Raw genomic sequence first — 17,369 nt, 5'->3', positions numbered from 1 at the left:
GCTGTGCACAGTCTGGTGAACGGGGGCCCGTATGCGGCGCGGTAACGAGCATCGGGGTATCAGGCGGTCATGATGGCCGGGCACCGGGAGGAGCCGCCGCGCGGGCCCGATCTCGCACGTCTGGGCGCCGAGCTCCATCAGGTCAGCGAGCGGCTCACCGAGCTGACCGCCGCCAAGGACCGGCTTCAGGGGCTGCTGGACGCGGTCATGGCCATCAGCAGTGAGCTGGAGCTGTCCACGGTGCTGCACCGCATCGTCACCACCGCCATGAACCTGGTCGGTGCCCGCTACGGCGCGCTGGGTGTACTGGCCGAGTCCGGCGAGCATCTGGAGCAGTTCATCACCGCCGGACTGTCCGAGCGAGAGCGAGCCGCGCTGGCCGGAGTGGACTTCCCCCGTGGCCTCGGTGTGCTGGGACACCTGATCCGCCACCCGGAACCGCTGCGGATCGACGACATCGCCGCCCACCCGGCCTCGGCGGGATTTCCCCCCGGCCACCCGCGCCTCCGCACGCTCCTCGGAGCGGCGATCAGCGTCCGCGGCGAAATCTACGGCGACCTCTATCTGTCCGAGCGACGCGACGGACGGCCCTTCGAGCGCAAGGACCAGGATCTCCTCGTCGCCCTCGCCAGCGCCGCCGGCATCGCGATCGAGAACGCCCGCCTGTTCGGAGAACTCCGGGACAGCGCCGAGACCTTCCAGCGCCTGCTGCTGCCCGCCCTGCCCGACCTCAGTCCGCTCACGGCGGCGGCCGTCTACCAGCCCGCCGCCGAGCCCAGCGCGCTCGGCGGCGACTGGTACGACGCCGTCTGCCTGCCCGACGGCACGACGGGCGTCGCCATCGGCGACGTGGTCGGCCACGACCTCCACGCGGCCGCCGCCATGGCCTCCACCCGCAGCATGCTGCGGGCCCTGCTCTTCGATCTGCGCACGCCGCCCAGCGCGATCCTCAACCAGCTCGACCGCACCCTGAGCGCCACCGTCGAAGGGCCCTTCACCACCACGTGCCTGGCTCTCCTCGAACCCGCCGAAGCGGGCTGGACACTGCGCTGGAGCACTGCGGGCCATCTGCCACCGCTCCTGATCGTCCCCGGTCGGGAGGTGGAATACCTGCACGCCGATCCCGGCCTGCCGCTCGGGGTCGACACCGCCCAGCCTCGCCCCGATCACACCCGCACCCTGCCCGGGGGCGCCACCATCGTCTTCTTCACCGACGGTCTCGTCGAGCACGCCGACCACACCCTCGACGACGGCCTGGCCGCGCTCACCGAACTCGCCGTCGCCCACGCCGCGCTGCCGCCGCAGGAGTTCGTTCAGGCCCTGGCCGACCACCACCCCAGCGACGGCCACGACGACATGGCCGTCCTCGCCCTACGCCTCCCGCCGAGCCGGGATTGAGCGGGAACGCCGAAGGGTGCGGCTCCGCCCTCCGCCGGGCATCGGTACCGGCCTCGCCGCGAACCACACGCCGCGAGCGGGGAGAGCGCTGCCCCATCGCGCCCCCACACCGGGCCGGATCGGGTGCATGGCTGGATAGCGTCCCATGTGACAGATTGGCCGGTTTTAAAGCCATGGTGTTGCTGGGACATTAAGAACGGGGGCATGATCACTCCTCGTATCAACCTGATCACTCATCCAGGAGCCGAGAAGTGATACGCCGAACCGCTCTCCGCGCCCTCACCGCCGTCGCCGCGACCGCGGCCCTCGCCTTGCTCCCCAACCAGGGAGCCCAGGCGGCCGCCCCGGACACGACCGTCCGGGCGACCGCCGGCACCGCCGGCACCGCTGGCACGATCAACGCGGACGACGACAACCCCTTCCGCTGGATGGAACTGGACGGCCTGCGGGCCGACTTCCAGTTCATGTGTCCCGCGGGCCACTGTGTGGGCTTCTGGTCCCTGGTCCTGACGGACGACGTCGCGGGGCAGAAGTTCGCGGGCGGCGAGTTCTTCGTCTACGCCCCGGCCACGGGTGAGTTCAGCTTCTTCCTCGACACGGACATCGCCGTGCGCACGGTCGACCACCCCGGCCGGGTCCGCCTGGTCGACACCGAGTTCATGCGCTCCCACCCGCGCGTCGAGGTCCGCTACGGCGACCCCGACCACCCGGACCGGAGCCGCGTCGTCGCCTCGGCGACGACGCTGATGTAGCGAGTCACCGGCCCCGCCGGCCCTGGCGCCCAGCCCCGCCGAGCGGACGACCGAGTCGCGAAAAAGCCCTGAGCGCGGTTCGCCGCAATCCCTCCATCGCGTCGCGCGCTCTGGCATGCCCTCGTTTCACGAGCCTTCACCACAAGGGAGTGATGGATTTTCATGCATAAAGGCCGGATATTTCTCGCCTTCGCCACTGTGGGCGCGGTCATATGCACCTCTGGGTTCATGCCGTCGATCAGCCAGGCCGCCGACAGCGGCGATGGGGAAAAGGAGAGGTCCTACGCCGCGACGCACGGCCTGACGGCGGACGACGTCGAGAGCATCAACGCACTGAACGAAAGTGCCCTGACCCTGGGTCGAACCGGCAAGCCTCCGGTGGGATTACCGCCGAGCGCCAGCCCGTTCTCCCGGGGCACCGACCTCGTCGACGACAGGGAAACCCCTCCCGCCGAGCCGCTCGACAGGATGCCTGACGCGTACCGGGCCTACGGAGGCAGGGCCACCACGGTCGTCAACAACTACATACGCAAGTGGCAACAGGTCTACAGCCACCGCGACGGCAAGAAGCAGCAGATGACCCAAGAGCAGCGAGAAAAGCTGTCCTACGGCTGCGTCGGCGTCACCTGGGCCAATTCCGGCCCCTACCCGACGAACAAACTGGCGTTCGCGTTCTTCGACGAGAAGAAGTACAAGAACGACCTGGAGAACACCAGCCCCCGACCCAACGAAACGCGGGCGGAGTTCGAGGGCCGCATCGCCAAGGACAGCTTCGACGAGAAGAAGAGCTTCGAGCGGGCGCGTCAAGTGGCGTCCGTCATGAACAAGGCCCTGGAGAACGCCCACACCGAGGGGGCCTACATCGACAACCTCAAGACGGAGCTCACGAACAGCAATGACGCTCTGCTCTACGAGGACAGTCGCTCGAATTTCTACTCGGCATTGAGGAACACACCATCCTTCAGGGAAAGGGATGGCGGCAACTACGACCCGTCCAAGATGAAGGCGGTGATCTACTCCAAGCACTTCTGGAGCGGGCAGGACCGGGGCTCCGCTGACAAGAGGAAGTACGGCGACCCGGAAGCCTTCCGCCCCAACCAGGCGACCGGCCTGGTCGACATGTCGCAGGATCGAAACATTCCGCGTGGTCCCGCCAAGCCTGGCGAACGTTGGGTCAACTTCGACTACGGCTGGTTCGGGGCACAAACAGAAGCGGACGCCGACAAAACCGTGTGGACCCACGGCGACCACTATCACGCGCCCAACAGCGACCTGGGCCCCATGCACGTGTACGAGAGCAAGTTCCCGAACTGGTCCGCCGGGTACGCGGACTTCGACCGCGGAGCCTACATGATCGCCTTCATACCCAAGAGCTGGAACACCGCTCCCGCGAAGGTGACCCAAGGCTGGCCGTGACCGAAGCGCGGAGGAGGGCCGGGTACGCCCGGCCCTCCTCCCCCCGACATCTGAGCCCGCGATCCGCCCGTACCTCCCAGCGCCTCTGTAGGGGCTCGGGCCGGGCGGACGCTCTCGGTGGAGCGTCGGGTCAGTCGCCCACCTGCGCGGCGAACGCCTCGTACGCCCGCTCGTCGAAGAGAACGAAGCGGACCTCCTCCACCCTCGTCTCCGTCTGCCGCACCGTCTCCACCGCGATGCGGGCCGCATCCTCCATGGGCCACCGGTAGACGCCCGTGGAGATGGCCGGGAACGCCACTGTCCGCGCGCCCAGCTCGTCCGCGACTCGCAGGCATTCCCGGTAGCAGGAGGCCAGCAGGGACTCGTCTCCGCCGGAGACCTGAAACACCGGGCCGACGGTATGGATGACCCACCGGGCCGGGAGGCGGCCGGCGGTGGTGGCCACGGCCTGGCCGGTCGGAAGGCCCTTGCCGTAGCGGGAGGCGCGCAGGTCGCGGCAGGCGTCGAGGATGTCCGGGCCGCCCGCGCGGTGAATGGCGCCGTCGACGCCACCACCGCCGAGGAGGGACGAGTTCGCCGCGTTGACGATGGCGTCGACGTGCTGCCGGGTGATGTCGCCCTGGATCAGTTCGATGGTGGCCATGGGGTCATCCAAGCAGTCGGCTTCGGCGGCGGGCGGAGCCGAAGACCTCGTCAGTCGCCGGAAAGGGAGAGCGCCTGGACCGGGCAGGCCCGGACCGCCTCGCGGACCATGGGGTCGTCGGCGCTGTCCTCGTGGCCGGGGACCAGGGCGGAGTATCCGTCGTCGTCCTGGGTGAAGACCGTGGGTGCGGTCAGCGCGCACAGGCCGCTGCCGATACAGACCTCGTGATTGATCGTGACTCGCATGGCCCATTGCTCCCAGCTGTTTCGGCGGGTGTCTCGGGGTGGGGTGATGCGAGCGCAAGGTACCCGCGCGCCGATCGACCGACACCCGCATCGCGCTTTCCTGACTCGAACGACCTAAAGGGAAAGCAGGGCCGCGGGACCACCTGAGTGGATGAGGAACCCGTTCGGGGAGACCTCTGGCCCGGATCGCGGCTGGGCTGCGATCCGGGCCAGGTCGCGCTGGTCCGAGGGTGGGATTACTGCACCTCGATGCCGACCTTCAGGCCGTCGAAGTCATAGCTGTTGTCGTCGACCGCGAATTCGCTGCGACCGCCGCCCTGACTGGCCCAGGGGGTCACGGCGGCCACACCCGCGGTGGGTCCGTCCACCACCGTCACGGAGAGGCGGAAGTCGAGCAGCGGGGCGGATATCGGCCAGGCCCGGCTGTCGAGGAACAGCCGGTACTTGTCGGGGTCGTATCCGTTGTCATCGGTGGCGACGGGCGATTCACCGCCACCCTCGCTGGCCCAGGGGGAGTACTGGACGGGTCCGTAGTGACCGTTTCCGTCCATGGCCTGGGCGCCGATGCGGAAGTCCGTCCGGCCCAGCTGACTGCCGGGGGTGGTGTTCAGATCGATGAGCACGGCATCGGGGTCGTAGCCGTTGGCGTCGCCGGCCCACGGAGAGACGCTGTTTCCGAATTTCGCGTACCTGGTGAACTGTTCGGTGCCGAACTGCGTTCTACCGCGGTCGTCGGAGAGCTGAATTCCCACTCTGAAGCTGGGAAGCTCCGCCGTCGACGCGGAGGCCGGAGTGGCGGTCAGGGAAAAGGCGACCGCCCCGGTGGCGGCCGATAGCGCCGTCCACATTCGCTTGCGCATCATTCCTCCTGATCATGGGGGATGGAACGCTTCGTTGTGTGTCGCTATGTCGCTGCAAATCGAGCAATTAGCACCCGTTGCGACCATCACGATATGGAGCACCACTCTTGGTGTGCTACGGACATTCAAGCCACCGATGGGCGATTTGCCGCCGCCATATCCCCTCCCGCACCACGCCCACACCACGTCCGCACCGACCGGCGCAGAACGCCTTCTCGTGGACCTCCACCGCACGGCGGACGCCCACCGCGTCGGTCACCGGGAGGAGCCGGACGCCCTCGGGCGGCTCGCCCGCCGCGGACAGGCCCCCGTACGCGGCGCCATCAGGGGGGCGCGCGATATCACCAGGGGGGGCGCGCGGTGAATCGGAGACATCAGATCGGATGACCTGTATGCCGGTCCGTGCACAGACCACCCCACTCTTCGCTTGGCTGGGGAGGGAGAGCACCGCGCCCCCGCGTCCTCCCCGCCTCGCCTGGATCGGGAATCGCGCTGCGGAGGCCCGCCCGAGGGCGCGGTGGCGGCCGACGACGGGAAGGACCCGAGGCAGGTGGACCAGCAGGACCCCTGGGCCGAGCAGGCGGTGCGTGACGATCTGGCGGGGGCGCTCCCCGTCGACTACGCGGCCTTCCACTCCCAGCACCATCGCGCGTATCTGCGCTATGCGTATCTGCAGTTAGGCAGCCGTGAGCGGGCCGCCCAGACCGTCGAGGACGTGTTCACCCATCTGTTGCGGGTCTGGGGCAACGTCCTGCGCCAGCCCAGCGCCGAGGCGTACGCGTGGGCGGCGCTGAAGGAGGCCGTCATACGCCGGCTGGAGGCGCTGGACCGGCCTGTCGCGCTGGTGGAGACGGCCGCCTTCGCGGCGCTGCGGGAGTCGAGTCGGACCCGTCTGGAGCTGCTGGAGTCACGCCTCGGCCTCTACACGGCCATCGCCAAACTTCCCGAACGCCACTACGACGTGATCGTGCTCGTGTTCGTGCTCGGCTATCCACAGCAGAAGGCCGCCCAGATGATGGGCGTCTCCTACGCCACCGTGCGCTCGCACCTGCGCGGCGCACGGCGCCGGCTGGCCCGGGAGCTCGGGTTCGCCTGGCCCCCCGGTGATTCCCCCGGTGAGCCCTCCGGAGAGTCCACCGCAGAGGAGATGGGGAAGTGAGCGAGATGGCCCGGAGGTTCGACGCGACGGGGATCGACGAGGCGCTGCGCAACGCCCTGGTGCTGACCGAGGAGTTCGCCGACTACGACGAGTACGCGGCGCGCCGCCGTATCGCCTACCGCGTGGTGCGCGACCGGCCGTCCCCGCCGGTGTGTCGTACCCGCCCGGCCGCCCGGGGCCGCGTCGGCGGGGCGCGGTCCGGTGGGGCGGCCGCCGTGCCGGAGGACCCGCTGCTGTCGGACACCTCCGGTCATGAGCGGGCCGCGCGGGCGTTGGACGCGTCGGCGTCGCGGCTGTTGCGCGACCCCTCCGCCATGGCGGCCGCCACGGGCCGGTTCGCGGGGGCGATGGGTCCGGAGGGTGCGCTGGTCTTCGGCTGCGCGTTGTTGCTGGCGCGTCGGGAGGAGGCCGCGCAGTTCTGGTGGCAGTACGCGGCCGGGGCGGGGTCCCGGGCGGCGGCGCGCTTCATGTACCTGCTCCACCTCAAGCGGTCCGAGGTCCGCGCGGCCCGCCACTGGCAGGCGCAGGCGGCCGCTCCTCAGGGGCGGGACCGCGACGCCGCCGGCCGGCCCGACGACGCCCCGGCCGCACCCGACGGCCTGACACCACGTCAACCGGCGTGCGACCGTCCCGAACCCGACGCACCGGCGTCACGCCGCCCCGCGGCGAGCCCGGTCGGCCCCGGCTGCGCCGAGCGGGGCCGCCCCGGGCACGACGCGGAGGCCGACGACATCTCACGCCCCGCGCGCCACGCGGACGACGGGGGCGCACGCTCCGCTGCGGCGGCCGCGCCCGGCGAGGACGTCCTGGCCGGGCACGGTCCGGACGGCCCCTCCGAGCAGCCCCGAGCTTGGGAGGAGCCCCTTCGCGCGGGGGCCGTCTGGGCCTCGCCGCCGATCTCCTCCCACGACCTCGCGGCCGTCGGCGGCCCGCGCCGGTCGGAGGCGGGGGCGTCGGCGCACTGCCACGGCGCCCGGGCCGACGCCCTGTGCCCGGCGCTGGCCGCGGCGGTCGGGCGGCTGACCGTCGAGGAGGACGCCGACCTGGGCGAGGTGGTGCTGCCCGGGCCGCGGTTCGTCGCCCAGTTGCGCTGCTGCGCCGCTCTGTTGGCGCGGCGGGCCCGGACGACGACGCGGCCGCACTCGCCGCACCGTGGCGGCGAGGGCGGTCCCCCGGATCGGTATGCGAGCCCACCGCCCGGTCCTCCGGGGCGGTGGTCCCCGCTGCCGCTGCGCGCCCCCTCGCTCACCCACGCCGCGCAGCAGGTGCCCCGCGGGCGCCCCGCGCCGGGTGTGCTGGAGCCCGTGCACCGGGCGCTGCGCGTGTTGGAGGTCATCGGGCGCTACTCGGGCGGGGTGAGCGGCGTTCAGATCGCCCACGAGACCGGGCTGTCCGAACAGGCGCTGGCTCGGGCCATACAGCTGCTGCTGCGCGAGGGCTTCGCGCTGCGGATCGCCACCGGTTACCTCCCGGGACCGACCCTGCGGCTGCTGGGCACCGGGGGCGGGGCGGACGCGGGGCATCGGCAGCTCCGGCACACGCTGGCCGTGCTCCGGGACACGGTGGGCGCGGCGGTGTACGTCAGCCGGTACGCCGACGGCGAGGTCGCCGTGACACAGTACGCGGACGGGCCGGGCACGCCCAGGGTCAACGAGTGGGTCGACTTCCGGGCCGCCGCGCACGCCAGCGCGGTGGGGAAGTGCCTGCTCACGCAGTTGGACTACGACGGCCGGATGGACCACCTCGCCCGACACCGGGCGGCCCGCCTCACCTCCCGTACGATCACCAGCCACCAGCGGCTCTTCCAGGCGCTGGACAGCCGGCCGCCCGCCGCTCCCGTGTTGGACCTCCAGGAGTACGCCCTCGGCACGGTCTGTGCCGCCGTACCGATCGGGACCGGGCCGGCGGCCACCTGTGTGGCGCTGTCGTTGCCCGCCGAGCACGCCGCCCGGCTTCCGCGCGCCGCGGAGACGCTGCGCGGGCAGGCCGCGACGGTGTTGCTCAGCCTGTTGCTCAGCGGGGCGCGCGAGGAGGACCCGAGCCTTGGCGCCGCCTCCCCGGGGGTGGCGGAAAGACCGCTGCTCACCCCCGCCCGGCTGCTGGTCACGGCCGCTTGACGGGGCCGGGCGGCAGGAGGGGCGGAGCGCGGCCGCAGGCCCCGGGGCTCAGGCCGCGGTCCCAGGCCCGGGCTCAGGCCGCGGGAGGGTGCGGCTTGGGCCCGGCGGGGGCCGCGGGGATGTAGGCGAGCCCGTGAGCCCCCGCCTCGCCGGCGCGGTCCACGCCGAGCGTGGTGACCACCTGGAGTCGGTGGAGGTCGACGACCGTCACGGTGCTGGACATGACGTTGGCCACGAAGCCCAGCGCGCCGTCCGGGGAGGAGGTGATGGTGAGCGGGAAGCGTCCCACCGTCACCTGGCCGACCGGTTCGAGGGTGTCGGGGGCGAAGACGGTCAGCACCCCGTCGGTCTGGGCGCCCAGTGCGCCGCCCGGCTCCTCGGCCATCCGCAGCTCGCCGGCGAGCACCGCGCCGGTGGCCGTGGTGTGGACGGGGAAGACCACTCCCTCGGTGGGCAGTGTCCGTACCACGCGCCCGGTGGCGGTCTCGATGACGCGCAGTCCGGGCCGCGGCCCCGGCTCCCCGGCGAGGTGGGCTCGGAAGTCCCCCTTGGGCGCGGCGACATAGACATGGCGGCCGTCGGGTGAGACGTCCAGCCCCTCGCTGCCGGGAACCTCGACCCGGCCGGCGAACCGGTCGTTCTCCAGGTCGACGACGGAGACGTACGGGGCCTCCTTGTTGGTGGCGTAGCCGAGCCGGCCGTCCGGGGTGACGGCGAACCAGTGCGGGCCGGGCGCCATGGTCGGGATGCGGCCGATCCGGCGCCTGGTGCGCGTGTCGACGATCACCACGCCGCCCGGCTCGGTGTCGGTGGCCTCGACGCTGACGTAGAGCCGGTTCCGCGCGCGGTCCAGGGCCAGGCCGTGCGGGGCGTGGTCCGGGCCGAGGTCGACGACGTCGACCAGTCGGCGGGTGTCGGGGTCGACGACGCTCAGCTGTCGGGCGCGACCGCGGTGGTCGTGGTAGTACCCGGACACATAGGTGCTGACGACGTACAGCAGCCGCCGGTCCGGGTCGAAACACGCCTCGTGCGGCTCGGCGGGCAGACGCAGCGTCTGCTGCCGCCGGTAGGTGTGGGCGTCGAAGAAGGTGAGGGTCGGGCCGCTCTGGCTGACCACGGCCAGCGCGTCACGGTCGCTCGTGCGGTCGCTCGTGCGGACGTTCGGCGCCTGATCGTCGGCTTGGCGGGTCGTCTGGGATTTCGCCTGGTCGGAGTCCATGTCGCGCATCCTCGCCAGGCACCGTGGAGGGCTCCAGTGCGGCGCGTGCAAGGCGTCCTTGCACCGATGGAAAAGATCCTGGTCGCCGGGGAGCCGGCGGCCCGCGGGAGGCCCGTCGCCATGACGGGGATCACACCGGCGGCGTGGTTCCCGCGCGCCGTACGGCGCCGACTCCGCGGCTCCGGTTGCCCGGCCGGCTCGCCGAGCGGGTCCTACAGCCCTATCTCCCAGGGGTACGGCGGGAGCGTCCGCGCGCGGCTGCACACCTCCAGCGCGTGGTCGGAGAGCGCGGCGAGCGGGTGGACGCGTCCACCGTCGAGGCTGGCGAGCAGCCGGGCCCCGTGGTGCACACAGGCGGTGGTCTCCCTACCACGGCTGTCCAGGATGGTGACGACGTCCGCCGGGCCCTCGCACGGCGTCGGATCCTTGTGGTGAGCGGCTCGGCAACGCGTCGTCGTCACGGGCATGTCGAAGTCCCCCGTCCCCCGGATGACCGGCGCCTGCCGCCGGCGGCACATCGCTCCGAAGGCATGTTCGCCGCCACGCGCGCGGCCAACCCGCTCTTGGCGAAGCCATGGCGGGAACTTGTCGCCGGATCTACCTTCGCGACGGGGCGGTCGTGGGGAAGGAGGGCGGGGCGGAGGGGGTGGCGACGGAGAGGTCCGAGGGCAGGCGCGCCCCGGGGCTCCCACTCGGGGCGTTCGCCGCGTCCGCGGCCCGCTCGGAGCCGCATCCGGCGAGCAGCCCCACCACCATCAGCGCCCCCGCGAGCGGGGCGAGTCGTGCCCGACGCACACCGACCGAACCCTCATTCATTCGAACATGCTCTCACGGTGGCTTCGGCTGCCCGGAGAGCAGACCTCCGCACGCCGACCCTCGGCCAAGCGGGTGCGTTGTTCGAGTGATTGTGTGATCTGAATACCCGTCGACGGGAGTGTCGCGGCGTGCCCGTACGCCGCCGGTGCCCAGCCTGTCAGCAAACGTTGGGCTGCTGAGAAGCCGAAAACAGATGAGGTCGACGCTATGAGAGCGATCCTTGGTCGGCTGCGGGGCCGCCCCTGGGCCACCATCGCCGGTTGTGTCGTCGTCGCCGCCTCGGCGCCGGCGCTGGCACTGGGGCTGGGGCCGGGGGGCGCCGCGCCGGAGAGCGCCGTGGTGGTCAGTGCGGCGCCGCTGCCGGGCGGGCTGGGCCCGTGCGTGCCGGGGACCTGCCCCGACCCGTACCCCGGGGTGGGCGACGGGCCCCTGGTGGGCCGGGACAGGGGCGTCAACGTCTTCGCGGGCGGCGACTTCCTCGTCCGTGGGCAGGCGGCCGGGGCCGAGGGGAAGCTCGTGGTGCTCGGCGACTTCGATCTGAACAAGGCGGCCGGCGACAGCGCCGACTACCGCGTCGGTGTGGTGGACGTGGGCTCCCGGGTCCCGCCCCCGGAGGGCTCGGACTTCCTCTCCACCGGCGGCGATGTGACGGTGGCCGGCGGGCAGCGGCTGCTCGCGGACGGCGGGGTGGTACGGCCCGGGGGCACCACCACCGGCACCGTCGCGGGCACGGCCGTGCGGGACCCGAACGCCATCGCCCCGTACGCCGCGCTCCGTGACCAGCTGACCGAGGCCAGCCGGTGCTACGCGCGGGACGGCGACGGGCCGCGAACGGCGACCGGCACCGCGGTCAACACCGGTGAGGCGACGGTCCTCACCGGCGACGGCAGCTCCTCGCTCCAGGTCTTCAACGTCGACTTCGACCTGGTCGGGCCGGGTGGGCGAGAGCAGGGCGTGCGGTTCGCCGACATCCCCTCGGACGCCACCGTCCTGGTCAACGTCCTCGGCTCCCACCGGGTGATCAACACCTACAGCGGGGGCGTCGACGACACCGCCGACCCGCTCAACGGATACCGCGACCGGCTGTTGTGGAACTTCCCCGACGCCACCCGCGTGGAGCTGCGGGGCACCGGCCAGTTCCAGGGCGGTTTCCTGATTGGCGAGCCGCGCTCCCAGACGACGGTCTCACTGACCGGCGTCAACGGCCGCTTCTTCACCACCGGCTCGGTCACCCACACCAGCGCGGCGACCGGCGCCGGGGGCCAGGGGTTCCATGCCTACCCCTTCAACGGCGACCTGCCCGACTGCGGGGGCATGGAGCCGATCACCGGACGGGTCGGCATCGTCACGACCGACGCCGTCGACGGCAGTCCGCTGTCCGGGGCGGAGTTCGAGCTGTGGCGGGAGACCGACGACGAGCCCGGCCTGCAGACGGGGGACGACGCCTCCGACACCCTGGTGGGCGAGGTCTGCGCCACCGGCCGGGACGGCGGCTGCGCCCGCACGGTGGAGCCGGGCACGTACTACTGGCGCGAGATCGCCGCGCCGCAGGGCTACGACCTCCCCGAAGACCCCGTCTTCGGGCCGCTCACCCTCACCGAGGACAACGCCGAACAGGGCGTCGCCGTCACCGCGGGCAACTCCCGCGCGCCGGAACTCCCCGGTCCGACCGGCACGCTCCGGGTCGTCAAGAAGGACGCGGTGAGCGGTCGGCGTCTCCACGGGGCCGCCTTCGAGCTGTGGCGGGAGAGCAACGACGTCCCCGGGCCGCAGACCACCGGCTCCCCGGCCGACACCCGTGTCGGCCCCGCCTGCGCCACGGACGCGGACGGGCACTGCGCCTTCTCCGAGCTGCCGCTCGGCAGCTACTACCTCAAGGAGGCCGCCGTTCCGCCGGGGTATGTGCTGCCCGGTCAGCCGGTGACCGGCCCGTATCCGCTGACCGAGGAGAACGCCGAGGACGGCGTCACCGCCGTGATCCCCAACGAGCGGACCGGGTCGGGGACGGACAAGGACGGCAGGGAGGACGATGAGGACACGGACGACACGGATGACCCAGACGACATGGACGACATGGACGACACGGACGACTGACGTGCGGCGCGCTCGCCGGCGCGCGGTGACGGCCACGCCCCGGGGCCTCGGGTCACCCGGCCGGTGGGCCCGGGTCCGCGTGGGAGAGCACGAGCGTGCCGTCCGGCCCGGGGGCGACGACGGTGCCGAAGTCGGAGCTGACGTGGTTCAGCGTCGAGCGCAGCCAGGTCGTGTCCTCGGGCGTCGCGTACCGCAGCCGCAGCCGGTGGGCCTGGAGGGGCACCATCCGTAGCGCGGTCAGCCGGCCGGTCTCCCGGCACAGCGCGGCGAGGTAGGCGAGCCGCAGGTCGTCGCGGTACCGCGCATAGCCGCTGATGCCCTCGTAGTCGTCGATGAAGTCGCCGCACCCGTAGAGGACGAGCCTGCCGCGGTAGACCTCCAGCGGGCGGGGGTGGTGCGAGGAGTGGCCGTGCACCAGGTCGACGCCGGCGTCGACGAGGGTGTGGGCGAAGCGGACCTGGGTGCGGGGGACCTCATAGCCCCAGTTGGAGCCCCAGTGCACCGAGGCGACGGCGAGGTCGCCCGGTCGCCTCACCGCGCGCAGCCGGTCGGCGAGGGCGGTGGCGGCCTCGGTGGTCAGCTCGGGCACGACATGGACGCCGGGCCGCTCGTCGGTCGCGGCCCAGGTGTGCGGGATCCCGCTGGAGGGCACCCCGAAGGCCAGGACGAGGACCCGACCGCCGCCGGCGACGGGGACCGCGGTGGGGCGCCGGGCCTGCTCCGCGTCCCGTCCGGCGCCGGCGACCCGCAGCCCCGCCTCCGCCAGGGTGCGCAGCGTCTCCTCCAGGCCCCGGCGGCCGAAGTCCAGGACGTGGTTGTTGGCCAGGACGCAGACGTCGGGGCGGGCGACGGTGAGCGCGGGGAGGTTGTCGGGGTGCATCCGGTAGTGGATGCCCTTCGCCGGCGCGAACGCGTCGCAACGGGTCACGCTGGTCTCCAGGTTCACCACCCGTACGTCGGGCGCCGCGGCCTCCAGCGCCGGGAGGGCGTCCCCCCAGGGCCAGGTGAAGTCGGCCGGCCATGGCATCGGACCGTTCTCCTCCGCCGCCAGTCGGACGTAGGTGCGGGCGTCGCGGACGTACCCCTCGCGCAGGGCCGGGTCGCCGGGGTGCGGAAGTATCTGGTCGACGCCCCGGCCCAGCATCACATCGCCGCACAGGAACAGCGTCACCTGGTCGCCGGGCACCCTTCCACGCTACGCCGTCCGCTCCGCGCGGGGCGGCGCGGAGGCTTTCAGTGCTCCGCGCCGCGGTTGAGCAGGAACAGCACGCCGCAGGTCAGCACCGCCAGCGCCGCGCCGGCGGCCAGCAGCGCGGTCACCGGGAAGGCCGCGGACAGCAGGGCGACGGCGTAGGGGGTGAACATGCCGAGGTACGCGAACGTCCAGAACAGCGCGGTGAGCCGGGCCAACCGCTCCGGCGGGGCGAGCGCGGCCACCTCGGTGAGCCCGTAGGTCAGGGCCAGTCCGTAGCCGGCCCCCAGGACCGCGGCGGCCGCGAGGGCCAGGGCCGGCTGCTCGGCCGCCGCGGCGGGCACCGCGAGCGCGAAGCCCACGGCGATGACCAGCAGCCCGCTGACGGCGGTGGCCAGCCGGTGCCGGGCGGCGATACGCCGGGCCAGCGGCTGGACCAGCAGCCCGGCGCCGGGCACGACGGCGGTGACGATGCCCGCGTACACCGTCTGCCACCCCGTCAGTCCGTCGTCGACCAGTCCGGGGAGGGTGGCGAAGCCGACGGTCGGCCCGGCGAACACCCACGGGGCGAGCGGGAGTATCGCCCGCCGGTAGCGCGCCCGGGGGTACGGTGCCGCGCCGCGGGAGGCCGTCGGGGCGCCGGACGTGGGCCGAGGCCGTCCGGATTCGGGCGCGCCGAAGGCCGCCGCGCCGGCGGCGGACGCGAGCACCAGGTGTGGGAGGTAGGCGGTGAGCATCGGGTGCGGCGCCCACTGGGCGATCAGCGAGGCGACCAGTCCGCCCGAGGCGAAGCCCGCGGAGACGAAGAGCCCGGCCCGCTTGGCGGCCGCGGCCGGTGCGAGGGCGGCGGCGTGGGGCGGTGAGGAGAGCTCCTTGACCCAGGCGCTGCCCGCCGCCAGCAGGGCGCCCGCGCCGACACCGGTGAGGAAGCGTCCGGGCAGCAGCCACCAGGTGGCGGTGGTGCCCGCCATCAGCAGCACGGTGGACAGGAGGTTGACGCCCAGGGCGGTGAGGGCCACCGGCCGGCGGCCGTGCCGGTCGGCGAGCGGGCCGCCGATCAACAGCCCGGGGACCAGCCCGACCACGTAGACGGCGAACAGGCCGGTCACGGTGGACTCGGACAGCCCCATCTCGGAACGGTAGGCGCCGAGCAGGGCGGAGAACTGGTTGGCGCTCCAGCCGGAGGCCGTCATCATCCATGCCGCGCGCAGTCCGAAGCGGCGCGGCGGGTGCGCGACGGGCGGCGCATCGTCCCCGGCGAGTGCGGCGGCGGTCGGCACGGTGGCACCGGACACGGTGGCACCGGACACGGTGGCGGTGGACACGGTGGCACCGGACACGGTGGCGGTGGGCGTGGTGACGGTGGGCTCGGGGGCGGTGGGGGCGGTGGGGGCGGTGGGGGTCCGGGGTCCGGCCTCGGGGGGACGTCGTCCGTCGCCCGTGGGGTGCTCGACGGGTGGGCTCATGCCGGCAGTTGTACGGACGGCCGGCGGCCCGGCGCCGCCCCCGTTCACGATTTCTGAACTCCGCTGCCGGACGGATATGCGATCTGTCTATCGTGACCCGTATGGACCTGCGCTTGCTGTCGTCCTTCCTGGCGGTGGTCGAGGAGGGGCACTTCGGGCGGGCCGCCGCGCGGCTCTTCCTCTCCCCGCCCGCCGTCACCCAGCACGTCCAACGGCTGGAGAGCGAGCTCGGGACCCGGCTGGTCCACCGCAACCCCGTCTCCCCCACCCCGGCCGGCGCCCGGCTGGTGGGCCACGCCCGCACGCTGCTGGCCGCCGCCAACGCCGCGATGGACGACATGGTCGAGGCGGTGCGTGAGGAGAAGGCGGGGGGCGGACGGCCGCTGCGGGTGGGCATCATGGGCCACGGCTCGGCGGAGCTGACGCCGGCGTCGATCAGCGCCTACCGGCGCGCGCGGCCGGACGTCCGCGTCGAGCTGCGTCAGCTGAACTTCACCGAGCACGTCAGCGCGCTGGTCGAGGACCGGGTGGACGTGGCGTTCGTCCGGCCCGGGCCGGACGACGAGCGGATCGCCGCCGATGTGCTGACCACCGAACAGCGCATCGTGGCGGTGCCGGAGTCGTCGCCGATCGCGGACGCCCGGGGGCACGGGGTGACCGTGGCGGACATCGCGGAGCTGCCGTTCTTCCGGCTGCCCCGCCATACGCCGCGCCCCTTCACGGAGTACCTGTACTTCAACCAGGAGGCGCGGCGGCGCGGCACGGACTACGCGGTGACCCCGCAGGAGGTGCTGACGGGGGTGGTCAACGGGCGCGTCGCCGGCTCGGGGCTGAAGTCCTTCGCCCGCTATTACGCCTGGCCCGGGGCGGTGTTCGTCCCGGTGCTGGACGCGCCCTGGCAGAGCAGCTACCTGGCCGTCCGGGCGCGGGACGGCAACCCGGAGGTGCATGTCTTCCGCGCCCTGACGATCGCCCTGGCCCGCGAGTTGGGCCCGCGGATCAGCCGTGCCGGCTGACCGTGCCGGCTGAGCCCCGAGCGGCGGGCGCCGGGCATGGGACGGCGGACCGGCGGGTGACGAACCGGCCGTGCGGCCCCGGCCACGCCTCTCGCGGACCCGACGCTCCCCCGTTCCCCGCTCCCCCGGCGCGCGGGCGGCCGCCCCGCGCGGCGACCGCCGCTCAGGCCAGGTAGCCGCCGTCGATGGTCAGCACGGTGCCGGTGACGAACGAGGCCGCGGGGCTCGCCAGGAACACGATGCCCGCCGCTATCTCCTCCGGGCGACCGAAGCGGCCCATGGCGTTCATCGCGCGCTGGGCGTCCGCGGTGGGACCGTCCTCCGGGTTCATGTCCGTCCCCACGGACCCCGACTGGACGACGTTGACCGTGATGCCGCGCGGGGCGAGGTCGCGCGCCGCGCCCTTGCTGTAGCCGACGATCGCGGCCTTGGTCGCGGCGTAGTCGGCCACCCCCGGGAACCCCGTGCGGGAGGCGAGGTTGGAGCCGACCGTGACGATCCGGCCGCCCTCTCCGAGCACGGTGGCCGCGGCCCGTACGGCGGCCACCACTCCGCCCACGTTGACGGCGAGTTGCCGCTCGAAGCCGCTGACGTCGGCGTCCGGGTCGTCGACCGGGCCGTTGACGGCGACACCCGCGTTGTTCACCAGGATGTCCAGCCGCCCGAAGTCGGCCGCCACGGTCCGCACCAGCTCGGCGACCTGGTCGGCGTCGGCCTGGTCGGCCCGGTACGCGGCCGCGCGCACGCCCTTGGCCTCGATGTCGCGCACCACCGCGGCGGCCTTGTCCGCCGAGGCCGCGTAGCCGACCGCCACCTGCGCGCCCTCGTCGGCCAGGGCCCGCGCGGTCGCCGCACCGATGCCTCGCGAACCGCCGGTGACCAGGGCGACCTTGCCTTTCAGCGTCTCCCCCATGGGGATTCTCCGTTCCCTCGATGTCCCTCGGTTTTGGACCGAGCGTTACGTAACTACTCGCCG

The 17,369-nt window shown here is 72.9% G+C and carries 15 protein-coding genes and 1 pseudogene; 7 read left to right on the top strand and 9 right to left on the bottom strand.

Annotated elements, in window-relative coordinates; genetic code table 11:
• The first annotated feature begins 69 nt into the window (after positions 1-69).
• From CD790_RS27990 to CD790_RS27980, 3 genes are all read left to right on the top strand, one after another.
• Positions 70-1,398, top strand: coding sequence for a PP2C family protein-serine/threonine phosphatase (locus CD790_RS27990; protein WP_399218336.1), 1,329 nt, complete (start codon positions 70-72; stop codon positions 1,396-1,398).
• Positions 1,399-1,649: 251 nt separating this feature from the next.
• A complete protein-coding gene (locus CD790_RS27985) occupies positions 1,650-2,150 on the top strand; it encodes a hypothetical protein (RefSeq protein ID WP_144386156.1) in 501 nt (166 codons plus the stop codon).
• A gap of 162 nt (positions 2,151-2,312) precedes the next feature.
• Positions 2,313-3,566, top strand: a complete 1,254-nt coding sequence (locus CD790_RS27980) for a protein-glutamine gamma-glutamyltransferase (protein WP_144386155.1) — start codon at positions 2,313-2,315, stop codon at positions 3,564-3,566.
• 130 nt (positions 3,567-3,696) lie between these two features.
• Here the strand turns inward: CD790_RS27980 and CD790_RS27975 are convergent, their stop codons facing one another.
• The 3 genes from CD790_RS27975 to CD790_RS27965 all read right to left on the bottom strand — a co-directional run bounded on the left by CD790_RS27975 (position 3,697) and on the right by CD790_RS27965 (position 5,317).
• Positions 3,697-4,209, bottom strand: a complete 513-nt coding sequence (locus tag CD790_RS27975; RefSeq protein WP_144386154.1) for an O-acetyl-ADP-ribose deacetylase — start codon at positions 4,207-4,209, stop codon at positions 3,697-3,699.
• A 50-nt stretch (positions 4,210-4,259) separates the two neighbouring features.
• Complete coding sequence (locus CD790_RS27970; RefSeq protein ID WP_144386153.1) at positions 4,260-4,454, bottom strand: ferredoxin; 195 nt, start codon at positions 4,452-4,454, stop codon at positions 4,260-4,262.
• A 236-nt stretch (positions 4,455-4,690) separates the two neighbouring features.
• Positions 4,691-5,317 (bottom strand): hypothetical protein, encoded by a 627-nt coding sequence (locus tag CD790_RS27965; protein WP_222108310.1) that lies wholly within the window; start codon positions 5,315-5,317, stop codon positions 4,691-4,693.
• A 547-nt stretch (positions 5,318-5,864) separates the two neighbouring features.
• On the opposite strand from CD790_RS27965, the gene CD790_RS27955 reads away from it, so the two are divergent.
• Positions 5,865-6,473 (top strand): RNA polymerase sigma factor, encoded by a 609-nt coding sequence (locus tag CD790_RS27955; protein WP_144386152.1) that lies wholly within the window; start codon positions 5,865-5,867, stop codon positions 6,471-6,473.
• 1,265 nt (positions 6,474-7,738) lie between these two features.
• Positions 7,739-8,488, top strand: a pseudogene (locus CD790_RS36260) (IclR family transcriptional regulator C-terminal domain-containing protein); the annotation flags it as partial.
• A gap of 175 nt (positions 8,489-8,663) precedes the next feature.
• On the opposite strand, the gene CD790_RS27945 reads toward CD790_RS36260, so the two are convergent.
• The 3 genes from CD790_RS27945 to CD790_RS27935 form a co-directional block, all read right to left on the bottom strand.
• Positions 8,664-9,809, bottom strand: a complete 1,146-nt coding sequence (locus CD790_RS27945) for a YncE family protein (protein WP_260867938.1) — start codon at positions 9,807-9,809, stop codon at positions 8,664-8,666.
• 212 nt (positions 9,810-10,021) lie between these two features.
• Positions 10,022-10,270, bottom strand: coding sequence for a hypothetical protein (locus tag CD790_RS27940; RefSeq protein ID WP_260867937.1), 249 nt, complete (start codon positions 10,268-10,270; stop codon positions 10,022-10,024).
• A gap of 136 nt (positions 10,271-10,406) precedes the next feature.
• Complete coding sequence (locus tag CD790_RS27935) at positions 10,407-10,625, bottom strand: hypothetical protein (protein WP_144386150.1); 219 nt, start codon at positions 10,623-10,625, stop codon at positions 10,407-10,409.
• Positions 10,626-10,832: 207 nt separating this feature from the next.
• Between CD790_RS27935 and CD790_RS34925 the strand changes: the two genes are divergently transcribed.
• Positions 10,833-12,719: a choice-of-anchor A family protein gene (locus tag CD790_RS34925; protein WP_186319276.1), complete on the top strand. Its 1,887-nt coding sequence runs from the start codon at positions 10,833-10,835 to the stop codon at positions 12,717-12,719.
• A gap of 52 nt (positions 12,720-12,771) precedes the next feature.
• Here the strand turns inward: CD790_RS34925 and CD790_RS27925 are convergent, their stop codons facing one another.
• On the bottom strand, positions 12,772-13,905 hold the full coding sequence (locus tag CD790_RS27925; protein WP_144386149.1) for a CapA family protein: 1,134 nt from the start codon (positions 13,903-13,905) through the stop codon (positions 12,772-12,774).
• A gap of 47 nt (positions 13,906-13,952) precedes the next feature.
• Positions 13,953-15,377 (bottom strand): MFS transporter, encoded by a 1,425-nt coding sequence (locus CD790_RS27920; protein ID WP_260867936.1) that lies wholly within the window; start codon positions 15,375-15,377, stop codon positions 13,953-13,955.
• Positions 15,378-15,478: 101 nt separating this feature from the next.
• On the opposite strand from CD790_RS27920, the gene CD790_RS27910 reads away from it, so the two are divergent.
• Positions 15,479-16,393, top strand: a complete 915-nt coding sequence (locus CD790_RS27910) for a LysR family transcriptional regulator (protein WP_144386148.1) — start codon at positions 15,479-15,481, stop codon at positions 16,391-16,393.
• Between the two features lie 163 nt (positions 16,394-16,556).
• Here CD790_RS27910 and CD790_RS27905 read toward each other — a convergent pair whose 3' ends face one another.
• A complete protein-coding gene (locus CD790_RS27905) occupies positions 16,557-17,306 on the bottom strand; it encodes an SDR family NAD(P)-dependent oxidoreductase (RefSeq protein ID WP_144386147.1) in 750 nt (249 codons plus the stop codon).
• Between the last annotated feature and the right edge of the window lie 63 nt (positions 17,307-17,369).

The organism is Streptomyces sp. SAJ15 (assembly GCF_007595705.1).
Classification (GTDB): domain Bacteria; phylum Actinomycetota; class Actinomycetes; order Streptomycetales; family Streptomycetaceae; genus Streptomyces.
This window is presented reverse-complemented; position numbering and strand designations above follow the sequence as displayed.